This window comes from Mesorhizobium sp. M0676 (genome assembly GCF_040320535.1).
Taxonomy (GTDB): Bacteria; Pseudomonadota; Alphaproteobacteria; order Rhizobiales; family Rhizobiaceae; genus Mesorhizobium.
In genome coordinates this window covers 255,823-271,326 of the sequence record NZ_JAMYPU010000004.1, presented here as the reverse complement: position 1 = coordinate 271,326, position 15,504 = coordinate 255,823, and the positions used below count along the sequence as shown (strand labels likewise).

The following is a 15,504-nucleotide window of genomic DNA, read 5'->3' as shown; positions in this document are numbered from 1 at the left end:
GACCAAAGCGGATCGGGGAGCCGCCATGCGCTCCCCGTCTCTGGTCGAGATTGCGAAGTGAGCGATTGGGGAGCCTAATGGCTGTTGTGGAAGACAAGGCGATACCTCCAGAAGCGCCGGCCCCCGGGGTACTGGGCAAGGACCGTTTCGGCATGACGTCGAAACGGGCGGCCGGCGCTGACGAGCGGCTGGCCAGCACCGGCCGGCTGACGCAATGGCTGCGCCGGCCCGAAGCCGGTGCCGCCGGCGGCCTCATCGCCACCATCATCATCTTCGCCCTGCTGCCGGGTGCGTCGAACCTCTATTCGCTGCAGGGGTCGATGACCTTCCTGACGCTCGCGGCCGAACTCGGCATCATCGCCACGGCCGCAGCCCTTCTCATCATCGCCGGCGAGTTCGATCTCTCGGTCGGCTCGATGGTCGGCTTCGCCGGCGTCGTCATCGGACTGACGGTGAAATATTGGGGCCTGCCGCTGTGGGGCGGCATCGCCTGTGCCTTCGCTGTCGCCATCCTCACCGGCTACGTCAACGGCCTGATCGTGGTGAAGACCCGCCTGCCCTCATTCATCGTGACGCTGGCGTCGCTCTACATCCTGCGCGGCCTGTCGATCGGCATCACCCGCGCCGTCACCGGCCGCACGCAGATCCCCTACATCCTCGACGGCGCGCCGGACCCGGCAACCGCGGGCCTGTTCAACGGCCATCTCCTGACCGGCTTCTTCCAATGGATGGGCACGCAAGGCTGGATCGCCACCCGTACCGACGGCATTCCCTTCGTCGTCGGCATTCCGATGTCGATCGTCTGGTGGCTCGGACTGACAGCGCTTGCCGGCTATGTCTTGACCCAAACCAAATACGGCAACTGGATCTTCGCCACCGGCGGCGACCTCAATGCCGCCCGCAATGTCGGCGTGCCGGTCGACCGGGTTAAGATCGCACTCTTCATCTACACCGCCTGTGCCGCGACCTTGCTTGCCACCATCCAGGTGATGGAGGCCGGCTCCGCCGACACCACGCGCGGCCTGCTCAAGGAATTCGAGGCAATTATCGCCGCGGTCATCGGCGGCGTGCTGCTCACCGGCGGCTATGGCACCGTCTATGGCGTGCTGTTCGGCGCGCTGATCTTCGGCCTGGTGCAGATGGGCATCTTCTACACCGGCATCGACACCGACTGGTTCAAGGTCTTCCTCGGCATCGTCATTTTGATGGCCGTGCTGGTCAACAACTACATCCGCCTCAAGGCGCTCGGACGCGGAGGCGGCAAATGACCTACCCAAACCCGTCCCCGGCCATCCAGCCAGCCATGGAATTGCGTGGTGTGTCGGTCAATTTCGGCTCGGTACGCGCGCTCCAAGATATCGACATCAAGGTCTATCCCGGCGAGGTGCACTGCTTGCTGGGCGACAACGGCGCCGGCAAGTCGACGCTGATCAAGGTTCTGTCGGGCGTGCACCGGCCGACCAAGGGCGAGATTTTCGTCGACGGCAAGCCCGTCACGTTCCGCAGCCCGCGCGACGCGCAGGACCTCGGCGTCGCGACGGTCTTCCAGGACCTCGGCATGATCTCGCTGATGTCGATCACGCGCAACTTCTTCCTCGGCCGCGAGCCGACCAGAAGCCGCCTGCCCTTCTCGCGCTTCGACAAGGAGCGCGCCAACACAATTGCCCGCCAGGCGATGGCCGATATCGGCATCGACGTGCGCGACCCGACGCAGGCCGTCGGCACGCTGTCGGGCGGCGAGCGCCAATCGGTGGCAATCGCGCGCGCAGTCCACTTCGGCGCAAAGGTGCTGATCCTTGACGAGCCGACCTCGGCGCTCGGCGTGCATCAGGCGGCGATGGTGCTGAAATTCATCATCGAGGCGCGCATGCGCGGCCTGGCCGTGATCTTCATCAGCCACAACATCCACCACGCCTACCCTGTCGGTGACACTTTCACGCTGCTCAACCGCGGCCGCAATCGCGGCACATACGCCAAGTCCGAGATCTCGCGCGACGAGGTGATTTCGATCATGTCGGGCGGCGAGGATTTGAAGGCGGTGGAAGCTGAGATTGCCGGGCTGTTGGCGCAGATCGGCAATCGGCCGGCCGCCGCACCCTGAGCCTGGAACACTTTGCAGAGAGTTTTAGCAGCATGAGCAGGATACGGGTTGGCGTTATCGGCGCCGGCATGATCTCGCAGGTCGAGCATATTCCGAATCTGTTGCGGCTCGGCGACCTGTTCGAACTGGTCGGCGTCGCCGACCCGTCAAGGATTTCGCGGGAATATGTCAGCGAAATTCACGGCATCGCCAATTTCGAAACGCTGGAGCAACTGTTCGACCAGAAGCTCGACGCCGTCGTCATCGGCTCGCCCGACCCGCTGCATCACGAGCAGGTGCTGGCCGCACTCGGGCGCGGCCTGCATGTCTTCTGCGAAAAGCCGCTCTGCTATTCCCCGGCGGAAATCGCCGAGATCGTCGCCGCGCGCGACAAGGCCGGCAAGGTCATGCAGGTCGGCTATATGAAGCGCTTCGATCCGAGCTACCGGCTGGCGCTGGCCTCGCTGCCCGGCACGGCAAAGACGCTGCGGTCCGTCTCCGTCGAGGTCAACGATCCCGACGCCTGGCCGTTCATCGCCCACCAGCGCTATGTCCGCGGCAACGATATTCCCAAGGACCTGATTGCCGCAGCTCAAAGCAAGCAGAAACAACAGGTCGAGCGCGCCATCGGCCAGCCCATGACCGATCTGGCTTTCCGTGGATTTACCGGCGCTTACAGCTCCGCCTTGATTCACGATGTGAATGCCGTGCACGGCCTGCTCGACGCGCTCGGCGTGCCGGAGGGCGAGGTCGTAGGCGCGCAGATCTTCGCCAATGGCGATGGCGGCCAGGGTGCGGTGAAGCTGCTGGGCGGCCAGGCGCTGTGGACGATGACGCATCTGGCCGTGCCGAAGCTCGCCGACTACAAGGAGCGCATCACGCTGTTCTTCGACGATGCCAGCCTCGAGCTCGAATTCCCCTCGCCCTGGCTCAACCATCACCCGACCCCGCTGACTGTGAAGACCTCGGACGGCCACACACTGTCGACCAGGGATCTGCGCGCCGGATACGGCGAAGCCTTCGTCGAGGAACTGCGCGGCTTCTGGGGTGCGATCGTCAATCGCGACGAGGTGGTCAACCGCCCCGAGCACGCCGCCCGCGACCAGGCGCTGCTGATCGCGCTGACCAGGCAGCATTTGGCCACTTCGCAGGCCGGCTGAGCGCTCGCAGGATGTGTTGAGATTCAGGTCAGGCCGCGCCGAACACATTGGGTTTCGAGAACCGGAGCGGAGCGTACTTAAGTACGTGAAGCGCGAAAGCCGGCGTTTGCAGGCCGGCCTCACCTGAATATCAGCACATCCTACCGGGTGTTGATGACGCCGTCTGTATTGGCGAGCAGCTTGCGCACCGCGTTGCGGGCCGCATCCGGCCGCTGCAGGCGGATGGCCTTCTCGATCGCCTCGTGCAGTTGCTGTGCATGCTGCAGATCGTCGAGTTCGCGCGTCGTATAGGTGAACAGATGATCGAAGGCGGATTCGATCAGCACGCCGAGCGGCACCAGCAGATCGTTGCCGGAGGCGCGCAGGATGGCGAGATGAAAGCGTGTGTCGGCGCGCGTGCGCTCCTGCAGGCTCGACGCCTCGCCCATCTCGCGGCAGGCCTGGCTGATCTCGGCCATCTGCTCCTCGGTGCGTCGCATGGCGGCGAAGGCAGTCGCTTCCGGCTCGATGATGTGGCGGAATTCCTGCACCGTCTTCAGGAACACCTCACGGTCGGGCGCGGTCGCGTACCAGGCGAGCACATCGCGATCGAGCAGGTTCCAGCGCTCCCTGGGCTCCACCCAGCTGCCGATTTTAGGGCGTGATGCCAGAAGGCTTTTGGCCATCAGCATCTTGATCGCCTCACGCACCGCCGAGCGGCTGACGTTGAAGGTTTCGGACCATTTGGCTTCATTGGGCAGGATGGTGCCCGGCGGATAGTCGCCGCGCACAATCCGAAGCCCGATTTCGCTGGCCAGTGACGCATGCACGCTGGTGCCGGGCATCCGGGCCGCGTCAGCCCGGCGAAGGGTCGCCGGGCGCTCTGCGGATGCCGCCTTTTCAGGCATCTTTCCCTTATTCGGCTTTCCGTCCCTCATGCCTCCACAAAGTCCGGATTTCGGAAGCTGTCAAGCAAAGGGCAGGACGTTGACGGCAAAGGCTGCGGCTGTGCACAGATCAGGTCGCAACCTTGCCCCCGGCCGGCCTATTTGACGTATTTGCGCCAGCTGTGCTCGGGACGGAAGCCAAGCATGTCCCTGGCTTTGCGGTTGGAAAGCAGCGTCTCGTATTCGTCGAGCTCCGCCTTGACCGGCACGTCGGGGTAAAACCGCTTCAAAAGTTCCGCTGTCGGCAGGTCGGACGAGGTATCGTCATTGGCCGCGTTGAACACCTGGAAGCCGAGCCCGTCCGTTTCAACGGCGCGCAGCGTGATCTGGCCGAGATCGCGCGCGTCGACATAGCTCCAGGCGATGCGCTTGCGAAAGCCCGGATCGGCAAACCACTTCGGAAACAGCGAATATTCGTGCGGCTCGATGACGTTGCCGATGCGCAAGGCATAGATATCGGTGCCGTTGCGCTGCGCAAAGGCGCGCGCCGTGTGCTCGTTGACGACCTTGGACAGAGCATAGCTGTCCATCGGATCGACGTCGTATTCTTCATCGAGGGGAAAATATTTGGGGTCGCGCGGTTCGTTGGCGAACACCACGCCATAGGTGGTCTCGCTGGACGCGATCACCACCTTGGGGATGCCGAGTTTCACCGCCGCCTCGATGACGTTGTAGGTGCCCATCGCATTGATGCGGAACACCTCATTGTCGGTCGTGATCATGATGCGCGGTATGGCGGCGAAATGCACCACGGCATCGACCGGCTGCGGGCGCAGCGACGGGTCGAATTCGTGCAGACCCATATAGCTCGACAGCGCGTTGAACACCTGGCCGCTGTCGGTGATGTCGGTGATCAGCGTGCGTACCTTGGGATTGTCGAGCGGCTTGGTGTCGATGTTGAGCACCTGGCAGCCCTGTTCGATCAGATATTGCACGACATGGCGACCGGCCTTGCCGCTGCCGCCGGTGAACATGATCCGCTTCGTCATTTTCGTCTCCAATGCCTAGGATTTCTGTGTATTGTCAGACAATATGGCATTCCGCAACCACCCTCGCCCGCAAGACGGCGGCGCCCAATATCAATCATCGCAACAGGACTTCAAGACATGACCACGACCGCCGCGAGCGAAAAGATCGGCTTTATCGGCCTTGGCCTGATGGGGCACGGCATTGCCAAGAACATCGTCGACAAGGGCTATGGCCTGACCTTCCTCGGCCGCAAGAACCGCAAGCCGGCGGAAGACTTGGCTGGCCGCGGTGCGAAGGAAGTGGCCACCTCGCGTGAGGTGGCAGCGGCATCCGATATCGTCTTCATCTGCGTCACCGGCTCGCGCGAGGTCGAAGCCATCATCCGTGGCCCCGGCGGCCTCAAGGAGGGCCTGAAAAGAGGCTCGGTTGTCGTCGATTGCTCGACCGCCGATCCGGTCTCGACCGTGGCGCTGGCGGCGGAACTGAAGGAGATCGGCGTCGACTTCGTCGATGCACCGCTCAGCCGCACGCCGAAGGAAGCCTGGGAAGGCACGCTCGACGCCATGGTCGGCGCGCCCGACGCGCTGTTTGCCCGTGTGAAGCCGGTCATCGAAACCTGGGCCGGCCGCATCGTCCATATTGGCGATACAGGTGACGGCCACCGCATGAAGCTGCTCAACAACTTCATCTCGCTGGGCTATGCCGCGATCTATTCCGAGGCGCTGGCGCTGGCCGAAAAGGTCGGCATCTCGCCACCGCGTTTCGACAGCGTCATCCGCAACGGCCGCATGGATTGCGGCTTCTACCAGACCTTCATGCGCTGGACGCTGGAGGGCGACCGCGACGCGCATAAATTCACCATCGCCAACGCCTTCAAGGACCTGACCTATCTGGAATCGATGGCGGGTGCGGCCGGCATCGCCAACCCGCTCGGCAACGCCACCAAGAACTCCTTCGCCGGTGCCCATGCCACTGGCCCGGCCGAGCAATTCGTGCCGATGCTGGCGACATATATCGGCAAGGTCAACGGCGTCGACCTGATGCCCAGCAAGGATGGCAAGAAGCAGACGATTTGAGGTGGCGAAAAGCCTGTGTCAGCGCCTCGACCGGCCGATAACATCGTCGGTGTTGGCGAGCAGTTTGTGCACCGCATTGCGCGCGGCCGCAGGACGCTGGAGGCGGATGTTCTTCTCGATCGCCTCATGCAGCGCCTGCGCCCGCCGCTGATCGCTGGTCTCGCGTGTGACGAAGACAAAGAGATGATCGAGCGCCGACTCGATCAGAACGCCAAGCGGCACCAGCAGATCGTTGCCCGAGGCGCGCAGTATGGCGAGGTGAAAACGCGTATCGGCGCGGATACGCTCCTGCAGGTTCAGAGCCTCGCCCATCTCACGACAGGCCTGGCTGATCTCGTCCATCTGCTCGTCGCTGCGCCGCGTGGCGGCAAAGGCCGACGCTTCCGGCTCGATGATGTGACGGAACTCCTGCACCGTGCGCAGGAAGGCCTCCCGGTCCGGCCCGGTCGCGTACCAGGCCAGCACATCGCGGTCGAGCAGGTTCCAGCGTTCCCTGGGCTCGACCCAGCTGCCGATCTTGGGCCGTGAAGCCAGCAGGCTTTTGGCCATCAGCATCTTGATGGCTTCGCGCACCGCCGAACGACTGACATCGAAGGTCTCGGCCCATTTGGCCTCGTTGGGCAGAATGGTGCCGGGCGGATAGTCGCCGCGCACGATCCTGAGGCCAATCTCGCCGGCCAGCGAGACATGGACGCTCGCTCCCGGAAAATGCGCGGCACCGGCCCTGCGCATGACAGCCGGACCGAGGCTGGTTTGTGCCTTGGCCCGCTCGGCTCGCTTCTTTGATTTCTCGTCCGGCATTCACGTTCCAATGCGTCGGCCGTCTGCGTCCGGAATGGTCCGAACCTGCACGGCGCGCCGATCTCGTTGCCGAAAATCCAAACTACAGGCGTGTCAAAGCCGGAGCCTGCTGCCCCAACCGTTGCGTCCGTCCGGGAAGAGACGGGGCGCCCGTCAAAGGGCGCCCCGAAATCGAGAACCTACTTCTGGATGCAGGTGTCGACCGTGTCCTTGGTGCATTCGTCGAGGCCGGTGAACACCGGATCGGCGACCGCCTTGCCTTCGACCAGGTCGATCATCACCGATGGTGCCTTGTAGCCCATTTCGAACGGCCGCTGACCGACCAGAGCGGTCACAAGGCCGTCACGGGCGATCGCCACTTCATCGCCGATCGTATCGGCGGCGCCAATGACGAAGTCGTTGCTGGCGATGCGGTCCTTGAGCGGCCCGAACAGGTCGCGATAGGGCTGCGGTGCGCCAAACAGCGGCCAGCCGCCCATGATGCCGAAGGCGTCGAGCTTGGGATTGGCGGCGAGGATGTCGGTCATCGCCTGCACGCCCTTGGCGCCGTCGTCATTGGTGAACACCGGGCAACCGGCAACTTCGGTCCAGCCGCCTTCGCCGGCAAGTGCCGCCAGGCCTTCCTTGCCCGACAGCGCGTCACGCATGCCCTGCGCCCGGCGCAGGATGTTGTCGGCCGCGGGATTGCCTTCGATGGTACAGATCGTGCCGCCGTTCGGCTTGCCCTTCTTGATGTACTCGCCGATCTTGTGACCCATCAAATAGTTGTCGGTCCCGAGATAGGTCTTGCGCAGCGCGGCATCTTCCTTGCTGAGATCGGCGTCGAGCGTCATGATCGGGATCGTCGGATTGGCGGTCTTGATCGTCTGAGCGATCAGCGGCGCGTTGGATGGCGAAATCGCCATTGCCACCGTGTCGGCCTTGCTCAGCATGTCCTGAACGATCTGCGCCTCGCCGGCCTCGTCCGAGGTCGACGCCGGGCCGGTGTAGAAGCATTCATATTCCGAGCTGGCATTTTCCTTGTTCCATTTCTCGCAACCCTGGTGGATGGCTTCGAAGAATGGATTGTCGAGACCCTTCACCACGATGACGAGCTGTTTCTTGGCCAAAGCCGGCCCGGCGCCCAGCGCCATGGCGGCGACGGCGGCGAGCAAAAGTGTTTTCCTCATGTCAGTCCTCCCTTGAAACAGACGGACACGGCGTGCCCGCCACACAGATCGACCGGATGCTTAATGACCGAGGTTCGTTTCACGAGCACTCGTGTCGCCAAGACAGATCGATAAGCATTTCCAGATGCGGCATTGGCCCGGCTCAACACATGGGTGGCGCCGCAACCTCGACCGATAACCTCCGCCGATTCCGCCCGGCTAACCGCCAGCGGCATCGGCATAATCTCCTCCGACGCTTAGCTAATATCGGCTTGCGGCCAACGTCAATGCTATTTGTCCTACAAAACGGATTTTTGGATGACCAACGCTTCAATTCGTCCGACAATTGATTGACGAGCGCCGGCTTTTGCGTAAAAGAACGCTGACGCTGTTTCCGGGAGGAGATGGGGAGAGCGGGGCCAAAGCAGCGCCGGCATTCACGCCGGGAACAGCAGCGGGTCGCAAAACACGGGGAGGCAAAGACTGGTGGCGGTTCTCGAACTCACCAATATCTCGAGGCATTTCGGCGCCATCCAGGCGGTCAACGACGTATCGCTGTCGATCGAGCCCGGACAGGTGGTCGGCCTGATGGGCGACAACGGCGCCGGCAAGTCGACACTGGTCAAGATGATCGCCGGCAATTTCCGCCCCAGCCATGGCGTCATGCGCATGGACGGCAAGGAGTTGATCCTGCACAAGCCGGCGGAAGCTCGCCAGCACGGCATCGAGATCGTCCACCAGGACCTGGCGCTGTGCAACAATCTGACCGCCGCCGCCAATGTCTATCTCGGCCGTGAATTGCGCCGCGGCCTCGGCCCTTTACGCATCCTCGACTATGCCGCCATGTACAAGCGCGCCGGCCAGCTCTTCGCCGAGTTGAAGTCCGAGACCCGTCCGCGCGACCTCGTCAAGCAGATGTCGGGCGGCCAGCGCCAGGCAGTAGCGATTGCCCGCACCATGCTGTCGCAGGCCAAGATCGTGTTGATGGACGAACCGACGGCCGCGATCTCGGTGCGCCAGGTCGCCGAAGTGCTGAACCTGATCCGCCATTTGCGCGACCAAGGCATCGCAGTGGTGCTGATCAGCCACCGCATGCCTGACGTGTTCACCGTCGCCGACCGCGTCATCGTCATGCGGCGCGGCCGCAAGGTCGCCGACAAGACGATTGCGTCAAGTTCGCCCGAGGAAGTCACCGGGCTGATCACCGGCGCCATCGAACAGGTTTGATCTCAGCGAATTTCACCACGCACAGCACATGAAGGTCGACGATGGCACTGACAATTGACCAGCCGATCGAACAAAAACAACAATCCTTGCCGGCAAGACTGTTTGCCAGCCAGACCTTCTGGGTGGTGATCGCGGTCATCCTGGCCTGCCTGTTCCTGTCTTTTGCCACCGACGCCTTCGCCACGTCGAAGAACCTTTACAACATCACCCGCAACATCACCTTCGTCGCCATCATCGCGCTCGGCATGACCTTCGTCATCATCACCGGCGGCATCGACCTGTCGGTCGGTTCGGTGCTCTGCCTGTCGTCGATGGTGCTGGCCGTCACCATGCATGCCGGCTACTCCATAGAAGTCGGCATCCTCGCCTCGATCGCCACCGCGCTCGCCATAGGCGCCTTCAACGGCATCATGATCGCCTATCTCGGCTTTCCACCCTTCGTGGTGACGCTCGGTATGCTGTCGATTGCCCGCAGCCTCGCCATGGTCGCCTCCAACAACACCGTCGTCTTCCAGTTCGGCCCCGATCACGACAAGCTTCTGGCGCTGGGCGGCGGTGCCTGGGTGTTCGGCATCGCCAATCCGGTGCTCTACATGATCCTTTTGGCGCTGATCACCGGCTTCACGCTGCGCTGGACCAAGTTTGGCCGCCACATCTTCGCCATTGGCGGCAATGAGCACGCGGCGACGCTGACCGGCGTTCCGGTAAAGCAGATCAAGGTCGCCGTCTATATGATCTCGGCGCTGGCGGCGGGCATTGCCGGCATCATCCAGACCGGATGGCTTGGCGCCGTCACCACCAATCTCGGAACCGGCATGGAACTGCAGGTCATCGCCGCCACCGTGATCGGCGGCGCCAATCTCGCCGGCGGCGTCGGCACCGCTTTCGGCGCCATTGTCGGTGCCGCGCTCATCGAAGTGATCCGCAACAGCCTTGGTCTGCTCGGCATCAATGCTTTCTGGCAAGGCGTGTTCATCGGCGGCGCCATCCTGCTCGCGGTGCTGTTCGACCGGATCCGCAACTTCAGGCGCAATGACTGAATGTTTTTGGACTGAATCTTTCGGCTGGAAACCGTTGCTTTGACATCGAAATCCCTGTTCGACCTCAACGGCCGGCTGGCGCTGATTACGGGCTCCGGCCAAGGCATCGGCCTGGCGCTGGCGCGCGGCCTTGCCGAGCATGGCGCAAGTGTCGTACTCAACGGCCGCGATGCCGGCAAGGTTGCCGGTGCCGTCGCCGGCTTGCGCGATGCCGGCTTCAAAGCGCACCCCTCGACCTTCGACGTGACGGATTCTCGCGCGGTCGATGCCGATGTCGCCCGCATCGAAGCCGAGATCGGCGCCATCGATATCCTAATCAACAATGCCGGCGTGCAGTTTCGCGCCCCGCTCGAGGACTTTCCCGAGGAGCAGTGGGAGCGGCTGTTCAAGACCAATGTCTCCGGCGCCTTCCATGCCGGCAAGGCGGTCGCCTGCAATATGATCGCGCGCGGCAAGGGCAAGATCATCAACATCGGCTCGGTGCAGAGCGAACTCGCCCGGCCCAACATCGCGCCCTATACGGCCACCAAGGGCGCAATCCGCAATTTGACACGTGGCATGTGCACCGACTGGGCGAAATACGGCTTGCAGGTCAATGCCATCGCCCCCGGCTATTTCCGCACCGAGATGAACCAGGCGCTGGTCGACAACCAGGAATTCTCCGCCTGGCTGGAAAAGCGCACGCCGGCTGGCCGCTGGGGGTATGTCGACGAACTGATCGGCGCCGCCGTGTTCCTCGCCTCCGACGCCTCATCCTTCGTCAACGGCCATACGCTTTATGTCGACGGCGGCATGACGGCTTCGGTTTGACGGGAAACCCTATCGCTCAGTCTGAAAATCCACCACTACGGCCGGCAGCACACAGCGGCTTTCGCCCCGCGCCTTGACGCGAGCCCGAACTCAGCCGCACAATCCCGTCGCAGGCGAAGGGAGGCCAGTCGTCTGCGGGAGGTATAACCCATGACGGACGCGATCAGGCTCTATTGGGGCCGGTTCGGACATGTTTCTGTCCTGAATGTCGCCAGCGACTTCGTCACCCATGCGCATGTCGAGGCCCACATCATCATCTGGCTGGAGGGCACGGCCGGCGAGATGACCGTCGGCCGCGAGACGGTGCCGCTGGGTCCCGGCACCGCCGCCGGCATCAATTCCTACCAGCCGCACAGCCACATTCTGTCGCAGAACGGCAGGCCCGGCCTGTTCCTCGCTTTCTACATCGATCCGGATTGGGCGCGCCGGCGCCGCGACCTGCCTTCGTCGGCGCCGTTGTTTGCACAGGCTGCGATCACGCTCGAACCCTGGCTGCACCAGGCCGCCGCCAACCTGCTCGACCATTTGAGCGATAATGAAAGCATCGACGACGTCGCCAATTACGAGATCGAGCGCTTCATCGATAGCCTGCTCGACGCCGCCGACGCCTCGGCGCCGCAGGAGGCGCGGATCCGGGTCAACACAATGCAGGATTTCCGCGTCCGCAAGGCAATCCAGCTGATGAAGGCCAATGTCTGCGAACGCATCTCGTTCGACGACGTCGCCCGCAGCGTCGGCCTGTCGCGGCCGCACTTCTTTGCTTTATTCAAGGAACAGACCAATCTGACGCCCAATGTCTACTGGAACACGCTGCGCATGGAGGAAGCCGTGCGGCAGCTGCAGTGGTCGCAGGAACCGCTGATCTCGGTCGCCTGCAATCTCGGCTTCACCACCCAGGGCAATTTCTCGCGCTTCTTCCGCGACCATGTCGGCGTGCCGCCGACGCTTTACCGCGAAGCGGCGCGTGCCATGGCCTGAACGGGCCGTTCGTTTTTCAGACTCCTTGATAGGGCCGCAAGACCCATTGATAAGCGCAGCACCGGCCGCCGCCCTACCCTGCTGCGTATCGAATTCGTAGGGGAATGATCATATGGCCGAAGTCACCGTCTCCAGTGTCATCGACGCGCCGGTCGAAAAGGTCTGGGCGCGCATCCGCGACTTCAACGGCCTGCCGGGCTGGCATCCGCGCATGGTCAAGAGCCATATCGAAGACGGCAAGAGCGCCGAAACCATCGGCTGCGTGCGTAATTTCGAGCTCGCCAGCGGCGCGCGTATCCGCGAAAAACTGCTCGACTTCTCCGATGCGAATTTCCGCGTCAGCTACTCCATCCTGGAGACGCCGCAGCCGCTGACCAATCACAAGGCGACGCTGCAATTGCGCCGCGTGACCGATGGCGATCGCACCTATGCCGAATGGACCGCGAGCTTCGACGCGGCGCCCGAAGAGGCCGACAAGATCGCCGCCGGCATGGCCGCCAATGTCTTCCAGGGTGGCTTCAATGCGTTGAAGAGCCATTTTTCTGGCCAGAGCTGAACCAGGGAGACTGCCATGGCGCTTGCCCTCCAGACCTTTTCGGCCGTCAGGGATGCCAACGCGGCGCTGAAGGCGCCCGGCACCCGCTATCTCGGCGGCGGCACGCTGGTCGTGCGCGCCGCCAATGAAGGCGATGTCTCCGTCACCGGCCTCGTCCGCTCGACTGATCCGGCCCTCTCCGGGATCACCGTTGCCGGCGGCAAGGTCCGCATCGGAGCTTCGGTGAAAATGGCGGCCATCGCCCGCCATCCCGAGCTTGCGGCGCTGTCCAGGGCTGCGCGCGCCGTCGGCGGCCCGGCGATCCGCAATATGGCGACTGTCGGCGGCAATCTGTTCGCACCGGCGCCCTACGGTGATTTCGCTGTCGCCCTGCTGGCGTTGGATGCGACGGTCGCCACCGATGATGGGGAATTGCCTATCGAGGATTTTCTGGCCTGGCGGGACGGCAGCCGCGCCATCGTCACATCAGTCGCCTTCGCGTTGCCGAAGGCCGAGAATTTCCGCTTCCTGAAAGTGTCGCGGGTCAAGCCGAAGGGCGTCTCGGTGCTCAGCATCGCCGCTGTTCTCGAACAGGCCGGCGACGGCACTGTCTCCTCGGCGCGGATCGCGCTCGGCTGCATGGCAGACCGGCCGATGCGCGCCCGCGCTGCGGAAAAGGCACTGATCGGCAGCAGGCTTGACCAGGACGGCGTCGCAGCGGCGCTGGCTGCAGCCGGTGAAGGCACTTCGCCAATCACCGATCCGATCGCCAGCGCCTGGTATCGCGCCGAGGTTCTCCCGGTCCATCTCGGCCGGCTGCTGCTTACTTAACCACCGCTTGGGGGGCGCGCGTCTGTCCGATCAATCGGGCAGGCGCGCTGGGAGGAAAACATGGCAAAGGTTCCGGTTCAGTTCACGCTCAACGGCTCGGAGAAGGCCGAATTTGTCGACAGCGGCACGACGCTGCTGCACGCGCTGCGCGACAAGATCGGCGACACCTCGCCCAAGGGCGGCTGCCACCAGGGCACCTGCGGCGCCTGCTCGGTGATCATCGACGGCGAACTCCGGCTCTCTTGCCTGACCGTGGCCGAGACCTGCAGCGGCGCCGACATCCGCACCACATCGGGCCTCGCTGAGGCCGGCGTCCTGCATCCGCTGCAGCGTGCCTTCCTCGACGCCTTCGCCACGCAATGCGGCTTCTGCACGCCGGGCATGATCATGGCCGCCAAGGTGCTGCTCGACCACACGCCCAATCCGAGCCGCGAGGATGTGATCGAGGCGCTGTCCGGCAACATCTGCCGCTGCACCGGCTACGAGCCGATCATCCAGGCGGTGCTGACCGCGGCCCGAGCCAATTCGCAGAACGCGGCCTAAGGACCAAAAGAATGGAACTGCGCAAAAACTATTTCGCCGATCAGCGCAAGGACGGCCTGCACGAGATCGGCCATGGGCGGCCGCGGCTGGATTCGCCGGGCCATGTGACGGGCAAGACCGCCTATTTCGCCGACCGCAACTTCCCGAATATGCTTCACCTGAAAATGGTGCGCAGTCCGCACCACCATGCCCGCATCCGTTCGATCGACACTTCCGAAGCGGAGAAGCATCCCGGCGTGGTGAAAATCCTCACCGCCAAGGATGTGCCGCACAATGTCTACACCATCCTGATCCTGATCCAGGTCGGACCGGAAGACGAGACGGTGCTGGCCGACGGCAAGGTACGCTGGAAGGGCGAGGCGGTGGTGGCGGTGCTGGCCGAGACCGAGCGCGCGGCTCAGGAAGCGGCAGCCAAGGTCAAGGTCGACTACGAGGTGCTGCCGGCCGTCTTCGACATGGAGGAAGCGCTGAAGCCCGGCGCGCCTTTGGTCAACGAATATCACGGCCAGAATTATTACCTCTACGACAGCGGCGAATGCCGCAAGGTGCGCTTCGGCGATGCCGAGGCGGGCTTCGCCGGCGCCGACCACATCCTGGAACAGAGTTATCAATCCTCGCCGATCGAGCATGCGCCGACCGAGACCACGGGTTGCGTCGTGGTGCCGGAAGGCAATGACCGCTTCACCTGCTACACCAACACCCAGGCGATGTTCTTCACCCTCGACAACGCCTCGATCATCCTGCAGATGCCAGGCTCGAAACTGCATTTCGTCGGCGGCACTGTCGGCGGCGGCTTTGGGGGCAAGGTCGACGTCATCGTCGAGCCGATCGCCATTCTTGGCGCCAAGCTCACAGGACGTCCCGTCTCCTTCATCTACAGCCGCGAAGAGGAGATGCAGATCTCCTCGCCGCGCGCCGCCGAAAAGATAATCATCAAGGACGGCGTGATGAACGATGGCCGTATCGTTGCGCGCAAGGTGACCGGCTATACCGATGCCGGCGCCTATTCGCGCCATTCGCCTTATGGCGCGCAGAAGGGAGCGGCGCACTATCCCGGCCCCTACACCATTCCCAATGTCTGGATCGACACCTACTGCGTCTACACCAACCGCACACCCTCCTCCGCCATGCGCGGCTTCGGCGTCACCATCGGCGACTTCGCGCTTGAGGTGCAGATGGACAAGCTGGCGCGGCTGATCGGCATGGACCCGCTCGAATTCCGCTTCATCAACGCCTATCGCGATGGCGACATGAAGGCGCATCGCCAGCCGACCGAAGGAGCGGCGCTGATCGAGTGCATGCAGGAGGCGTCGCGCGCCTCCAACTGGCCTGTGGCGGAGAAGTATATGGCGATGTCCTCCTACAAGAAGGGAGCTTGAG

At 63.4% G+C, this 15,504-nt stretch carries 16 protein-coding genes; 12 read left to right on the top strand and 4 right to left on the bottom strand.

The annotated features are described in order from the left end of the window. Nucleotides 1–152: 152 nt before the first annotated feature. The 3 genes from NKI35_RS06645 to NKI35_RS06635 are packed head-to-tail and all read left to right on the top strand — an operon-like array spanning nt 153 to nt 3,240. The gene (locus tag NKI35_RS06645; RefSeq protein ID WP_023725420.1) at nt 153–1,268 is read left to right on the top strand and encodes an ABC transporter permease; all 1,116 of its coding nucleotides are present in this window, start codon (nt 153–155) and stop codon (nt 1,266–1,268) included. Then, complete coding sequence (locus NKI35_RS06640; RefSeq protein WP_023712088.1) at nt 1,265–2,101, top strand: ATP-binding cassette domain-containing protein; 837 nt, start codon at nt 1,265–1,267, stop codon at nt 2,099–2,101. The genes NKI35_RS06645 and NKI35_RS06640 overlap by 4 nt, the downstream gene beginning before the upstream one ends. A 32-nt stretch (nt 2,102–2,133) precedes the next feature. After that, nucleotides 2,134–3,240, top strand: coding sequence for a Gfo/Idh/MocA family protein (locus tag NKI35_RS06635; protein ID WP_352739166.1), 1,107 nt, complete (start codon nt 2,134–2,136; stop codon nt 3,238–3,240). Nucleotides 3,241–3,380: 140 nt separating this feature from the next. Here the strand turns inward: NKI35_RS06635 and NKI35_RS06630 are convergent, their stop codons facing one another. Then, nucleotides 3,381–4,157 (bottom strand): FadR/GntR family transcriptional regulator, encoded by a 777-nt coding sequence (locus NKI35_RS06630; RefSeq protein ID WP_023682233.1) that lies wholly within the window; start codon nt 4,155–4,157, stop codon nt 3,381–3,383. Nucleotides 4,158–4,264: 107 nt separating this feature from the next. After that, nucleotides 4,265–5,155, bottom strand: coding sequence for an NAD-dependent epimerase/dehydratase family protein (locus tag NKI35_RS06625; RefSeq protein ID WP_023682234.1), 891 nt, complete (start codon nt 5,153–5,155; stop codon nt 4,265–4,267). Nucleotides 5,156–5,272: 117 nt separating this feature from the next. Between NKI35_RS06625 and NKI35_RS06620 the strand changes: the two genes are divergently transcribed. Then, on the top strand, nt 5,273–6,211 hold the full coding sequence (locus NKI35_RS06620) for an NAD(P)-dependent oxidoreductase (RefSeq protein ID WP_023682235.1): 939 nt from the start codon (nt 5,273–5,275) through the stop codon (nt 6,209–6,211). An 18-nt stretch (nt 6,212–6,229) separates the two neighbouring features. On the opposite strand, the gene NKI35_RS06615 is transcribed toward NKI35_RS06620, so the two are convergent. Together NKI35_RS06615 and NKI35_RS06610 are read right to left on the bottom strand one after the other, a co-directional pair. Beyond that, a complete protein-coding gene (locus tag NKI35_RS06615; protein WP_023682236.1) occupies nt 6,230–7,012 on the bottom strand; it encodes a FadR/GntR family transcriptional regulator in 783 nt (260 codons plus the stop codon). 179 nt (nt 7,013–7,191) lie between these two features. Next, nucleotides 7,192–8,181, bottom strand: a complete 990-nt coding sequence (locus NKI35_RS06610; protein ID WP_023673050.1) for a sugar-binding protein — start codon at nt 8,179–8,181, stop codon at nt 7,192–7,194. Between the two features lie 465 nt (nt 8,182–8,646). Between NKI35_RS06610 and NKI35_RS06605 the strand changes: the two genes are divergently transcribed. The 8 genes from NKI35_RS06605 to NKI35_RS06570 all read left to right on the top strand — a co-directional run bounded on the left by NKI35_RS06605 (nt 8,647) and on the right by NKI35_RS06570 (nt 15,503). Beyond that, the gene (locus NKI35_RS06605) at nt 8,647–9,387 is read left to right on the top strand and encodes an ATP-binding cassette domain-containing protein (protein ID WP_023682237.1); all 741 of its coding nucleotides are present in this window, start codon (nt 8,647–8,649) and stop codon (nt 9,385–9,387) included. 41 nt (nt 9,388–9,428) lie between these two features. After that, on the top strand, nt 9,429–10,427 hold the full coding sequence (locus NKI35_RS06600; protein WP_023673048.1) for an ABC transporter permease: 999 nt from the start codon (nt 9,429–9,431) through the stop codon (nt 10,425–10,427). Nucleotides 10,428–10,466: 39 nt separating this feature from the next. Then, nucleotides 10,467–11,237: an SDR family oxidoreductase gene (locus NKI35_RS06595; protein ID WP_031197944.1), complete on the top strand. Its 771-nt coding sequence runs from the start codon at nt 10,467–10,469 to the stop codon at nt 11,235–11,237. A 150-nt stretch (nt 11,238–11,387) separates the two neighbouring features. Continuing rightward, the gene (locus tag NKI35_RS06590; protein WP_023673046.1) at nt 11,388–12,215 is read left to right on the top strand and encodes an AraC family transcriptional regulator; all 828 of its coding nucleotides are present in this window, start codon (nt 11,388–11,390) and stop codon (nt 12,213–12,215) included. 112 nt (nt 12,216–12,327) lie between these two features. After that, the gene (locus tag NKI35_RS06585; RefSeq protein WP_023682239.1) at nt 12,328–12,771 is read left to right on the top strand and encodes an SRPBCC family protein; all 444 of its coding nucleotides are present in this window, start codon (nt 12,328–12,330) and stop codon (nt 12,769–12,771) included. A gap of 15 nt (nt 12,772–12,786) precedes the next feature. Then, nucleotides 12,787–13,581 carry an FAD binding domain-containing protein gene (locus NKI35_RS06580; protein ID WP_023682240.1) on the top strand — a complete coding sequence of 265 codons (795 nt, stop codon included), beginning with the start codon at nt 12,787–12,789 and terminating at the stop codon, nt 13,579–13,581. 60 nt (nt 13,582–13,641) lie between these two features. Further along, on the top strand, nt 13,642–14,124 hold the full coding sequence (locus tag NKI35_RS06575) for a (2Fe-2S)-binding protein (protein WP_023682241.1): 483 nt from the start codon (nt 13,642–13,644) through the stop codon (nt 14,122–14,124). Nucleotides 14,125–14,135: 11 nt separating this feature from the next. Continuing rightward, nucleotides 14,136–15,503 carry a xanthine dehydrogenase family protein molybdopterin-binding subunit gene (locus tag NKI35_RS06570; protein WP_352739163.1) on the top strand — a complete coding sequence of 456 codons (1,368 nt, stop codon included), beginning with the start codon at nt 14,136–14,138 and terminating at the stop codon, nt 15,501–15,503. The last annotated feature ends 1 nt before the right edge of the window (nt 15,504 follow it).

What these genes read in the sequence shown, in the direction of transcription:
- NKI35_RS06645 (WP_023725420.1), top strand. Translation starts at nt 153, where the DNA reads ATGACGTCGAAACGGGCGGCCGGCGCTGACGAGCGGCTGGCCAGCACC.
- NKI35_RS06570 (WP_352739163.1), top strand. Translation starts at nt 14,136, where the DNA reads ATGGAACTGCGCAAAAACTATTTCGCCGATCAGCGCAAGGACGGCCTG.
- NKI35_RS06620 (WP_023682235.1), top strand. Translation starts at nt 5,273, where the DNA reads ATGACCACGACCGCCGCGAGCGAAAAGATCGGCTTTATCGGCCTTGGC.
- NKI35_RS06600 (WP_023673048.1), top strand. Translation starts at nt 9,429, where the DNA reads ATGGCACTGACAATTGACCAGCCGATCGAACAAAAACAACAATCCTTG.
- NKI35_RS06580 (WP_023682240.1), top strand. Translation starts at nt 12,787, where the DNA reads ATGGCGCTTGCCCTCCAGACCTTTTCGGCCGTCAGGGATGCCAACGCG.
- NKI35_RS06640 (WP_023712088.1), top strand. Translation starts at nt 1,265, where the DNA reads ATGACCTACCCAAACCCGTCCCCGGCCATCCAGCCAGCCATGGAATTG.
- NKI35_RS06590 (WP_023673046.1), top strand. Translation starts at nt 11,388, where the DNA reads ATGACGGACGCGATCAGGCTCTATTGGGGCCGGTTCGGACATGTTTCT.
- NKI35_RS06585 (WP_023682239.1), top strand. Translation starts at nt 12,328, where the DNA reads ATGGCCGAAGTCACCGTCTCCAGTGTCATCGACGCGCCGGTCGAAAAG.
- NKI35_RS06630 (WP_023682233.1), bottom strand. Translation starts at nt 4,157, where the DNA reads ATGAGGGACGGAAAGCCGAATAAGGGAAAGATGCCTGAAAAGGCGGCA.
- NKI35_RS06575 (WP_023682241.1), top strand. Translation starts at nt 13,642, where the DNA reads ATGGCAAAGGTTCCGGTTCAGTTCACGCTCAACGGCTCGGAGAAGGCC.
- NKI35_RS06625 (WP_023682234.1), bottom strand. Translation starts at nt 5,155, where the DNA reads ATGACGAAGCGGATCATGTTCACCGGCGGCAGCGGCAAGGCCGGTCGC.
- NKI35_RS06610 (WP_023673050.1), bottom strand. Translation starts at nt 8,181, where the DNA reads ATGAGGAAAACACTTTTGCTCGCCGCCGTCGCCGCCATGGCGCTGGGC.
- NKI35_RS06635 (WP_352739166.1), top strand. Translation starts at nt 2,134, where the DNA reads ATGAGCAGGATACGGGTTGGCGTTATCGGCGCCGGCATGATCTCGCAG.
- NKI35_RS06615 (WP_023682236.1), bottom strand. Translation starts at nt 7,012, where the DNA reads ATGCCGGACGAGAAATCAAAGAAGCGAGCCGAGCGGGCCAAGGCACAA.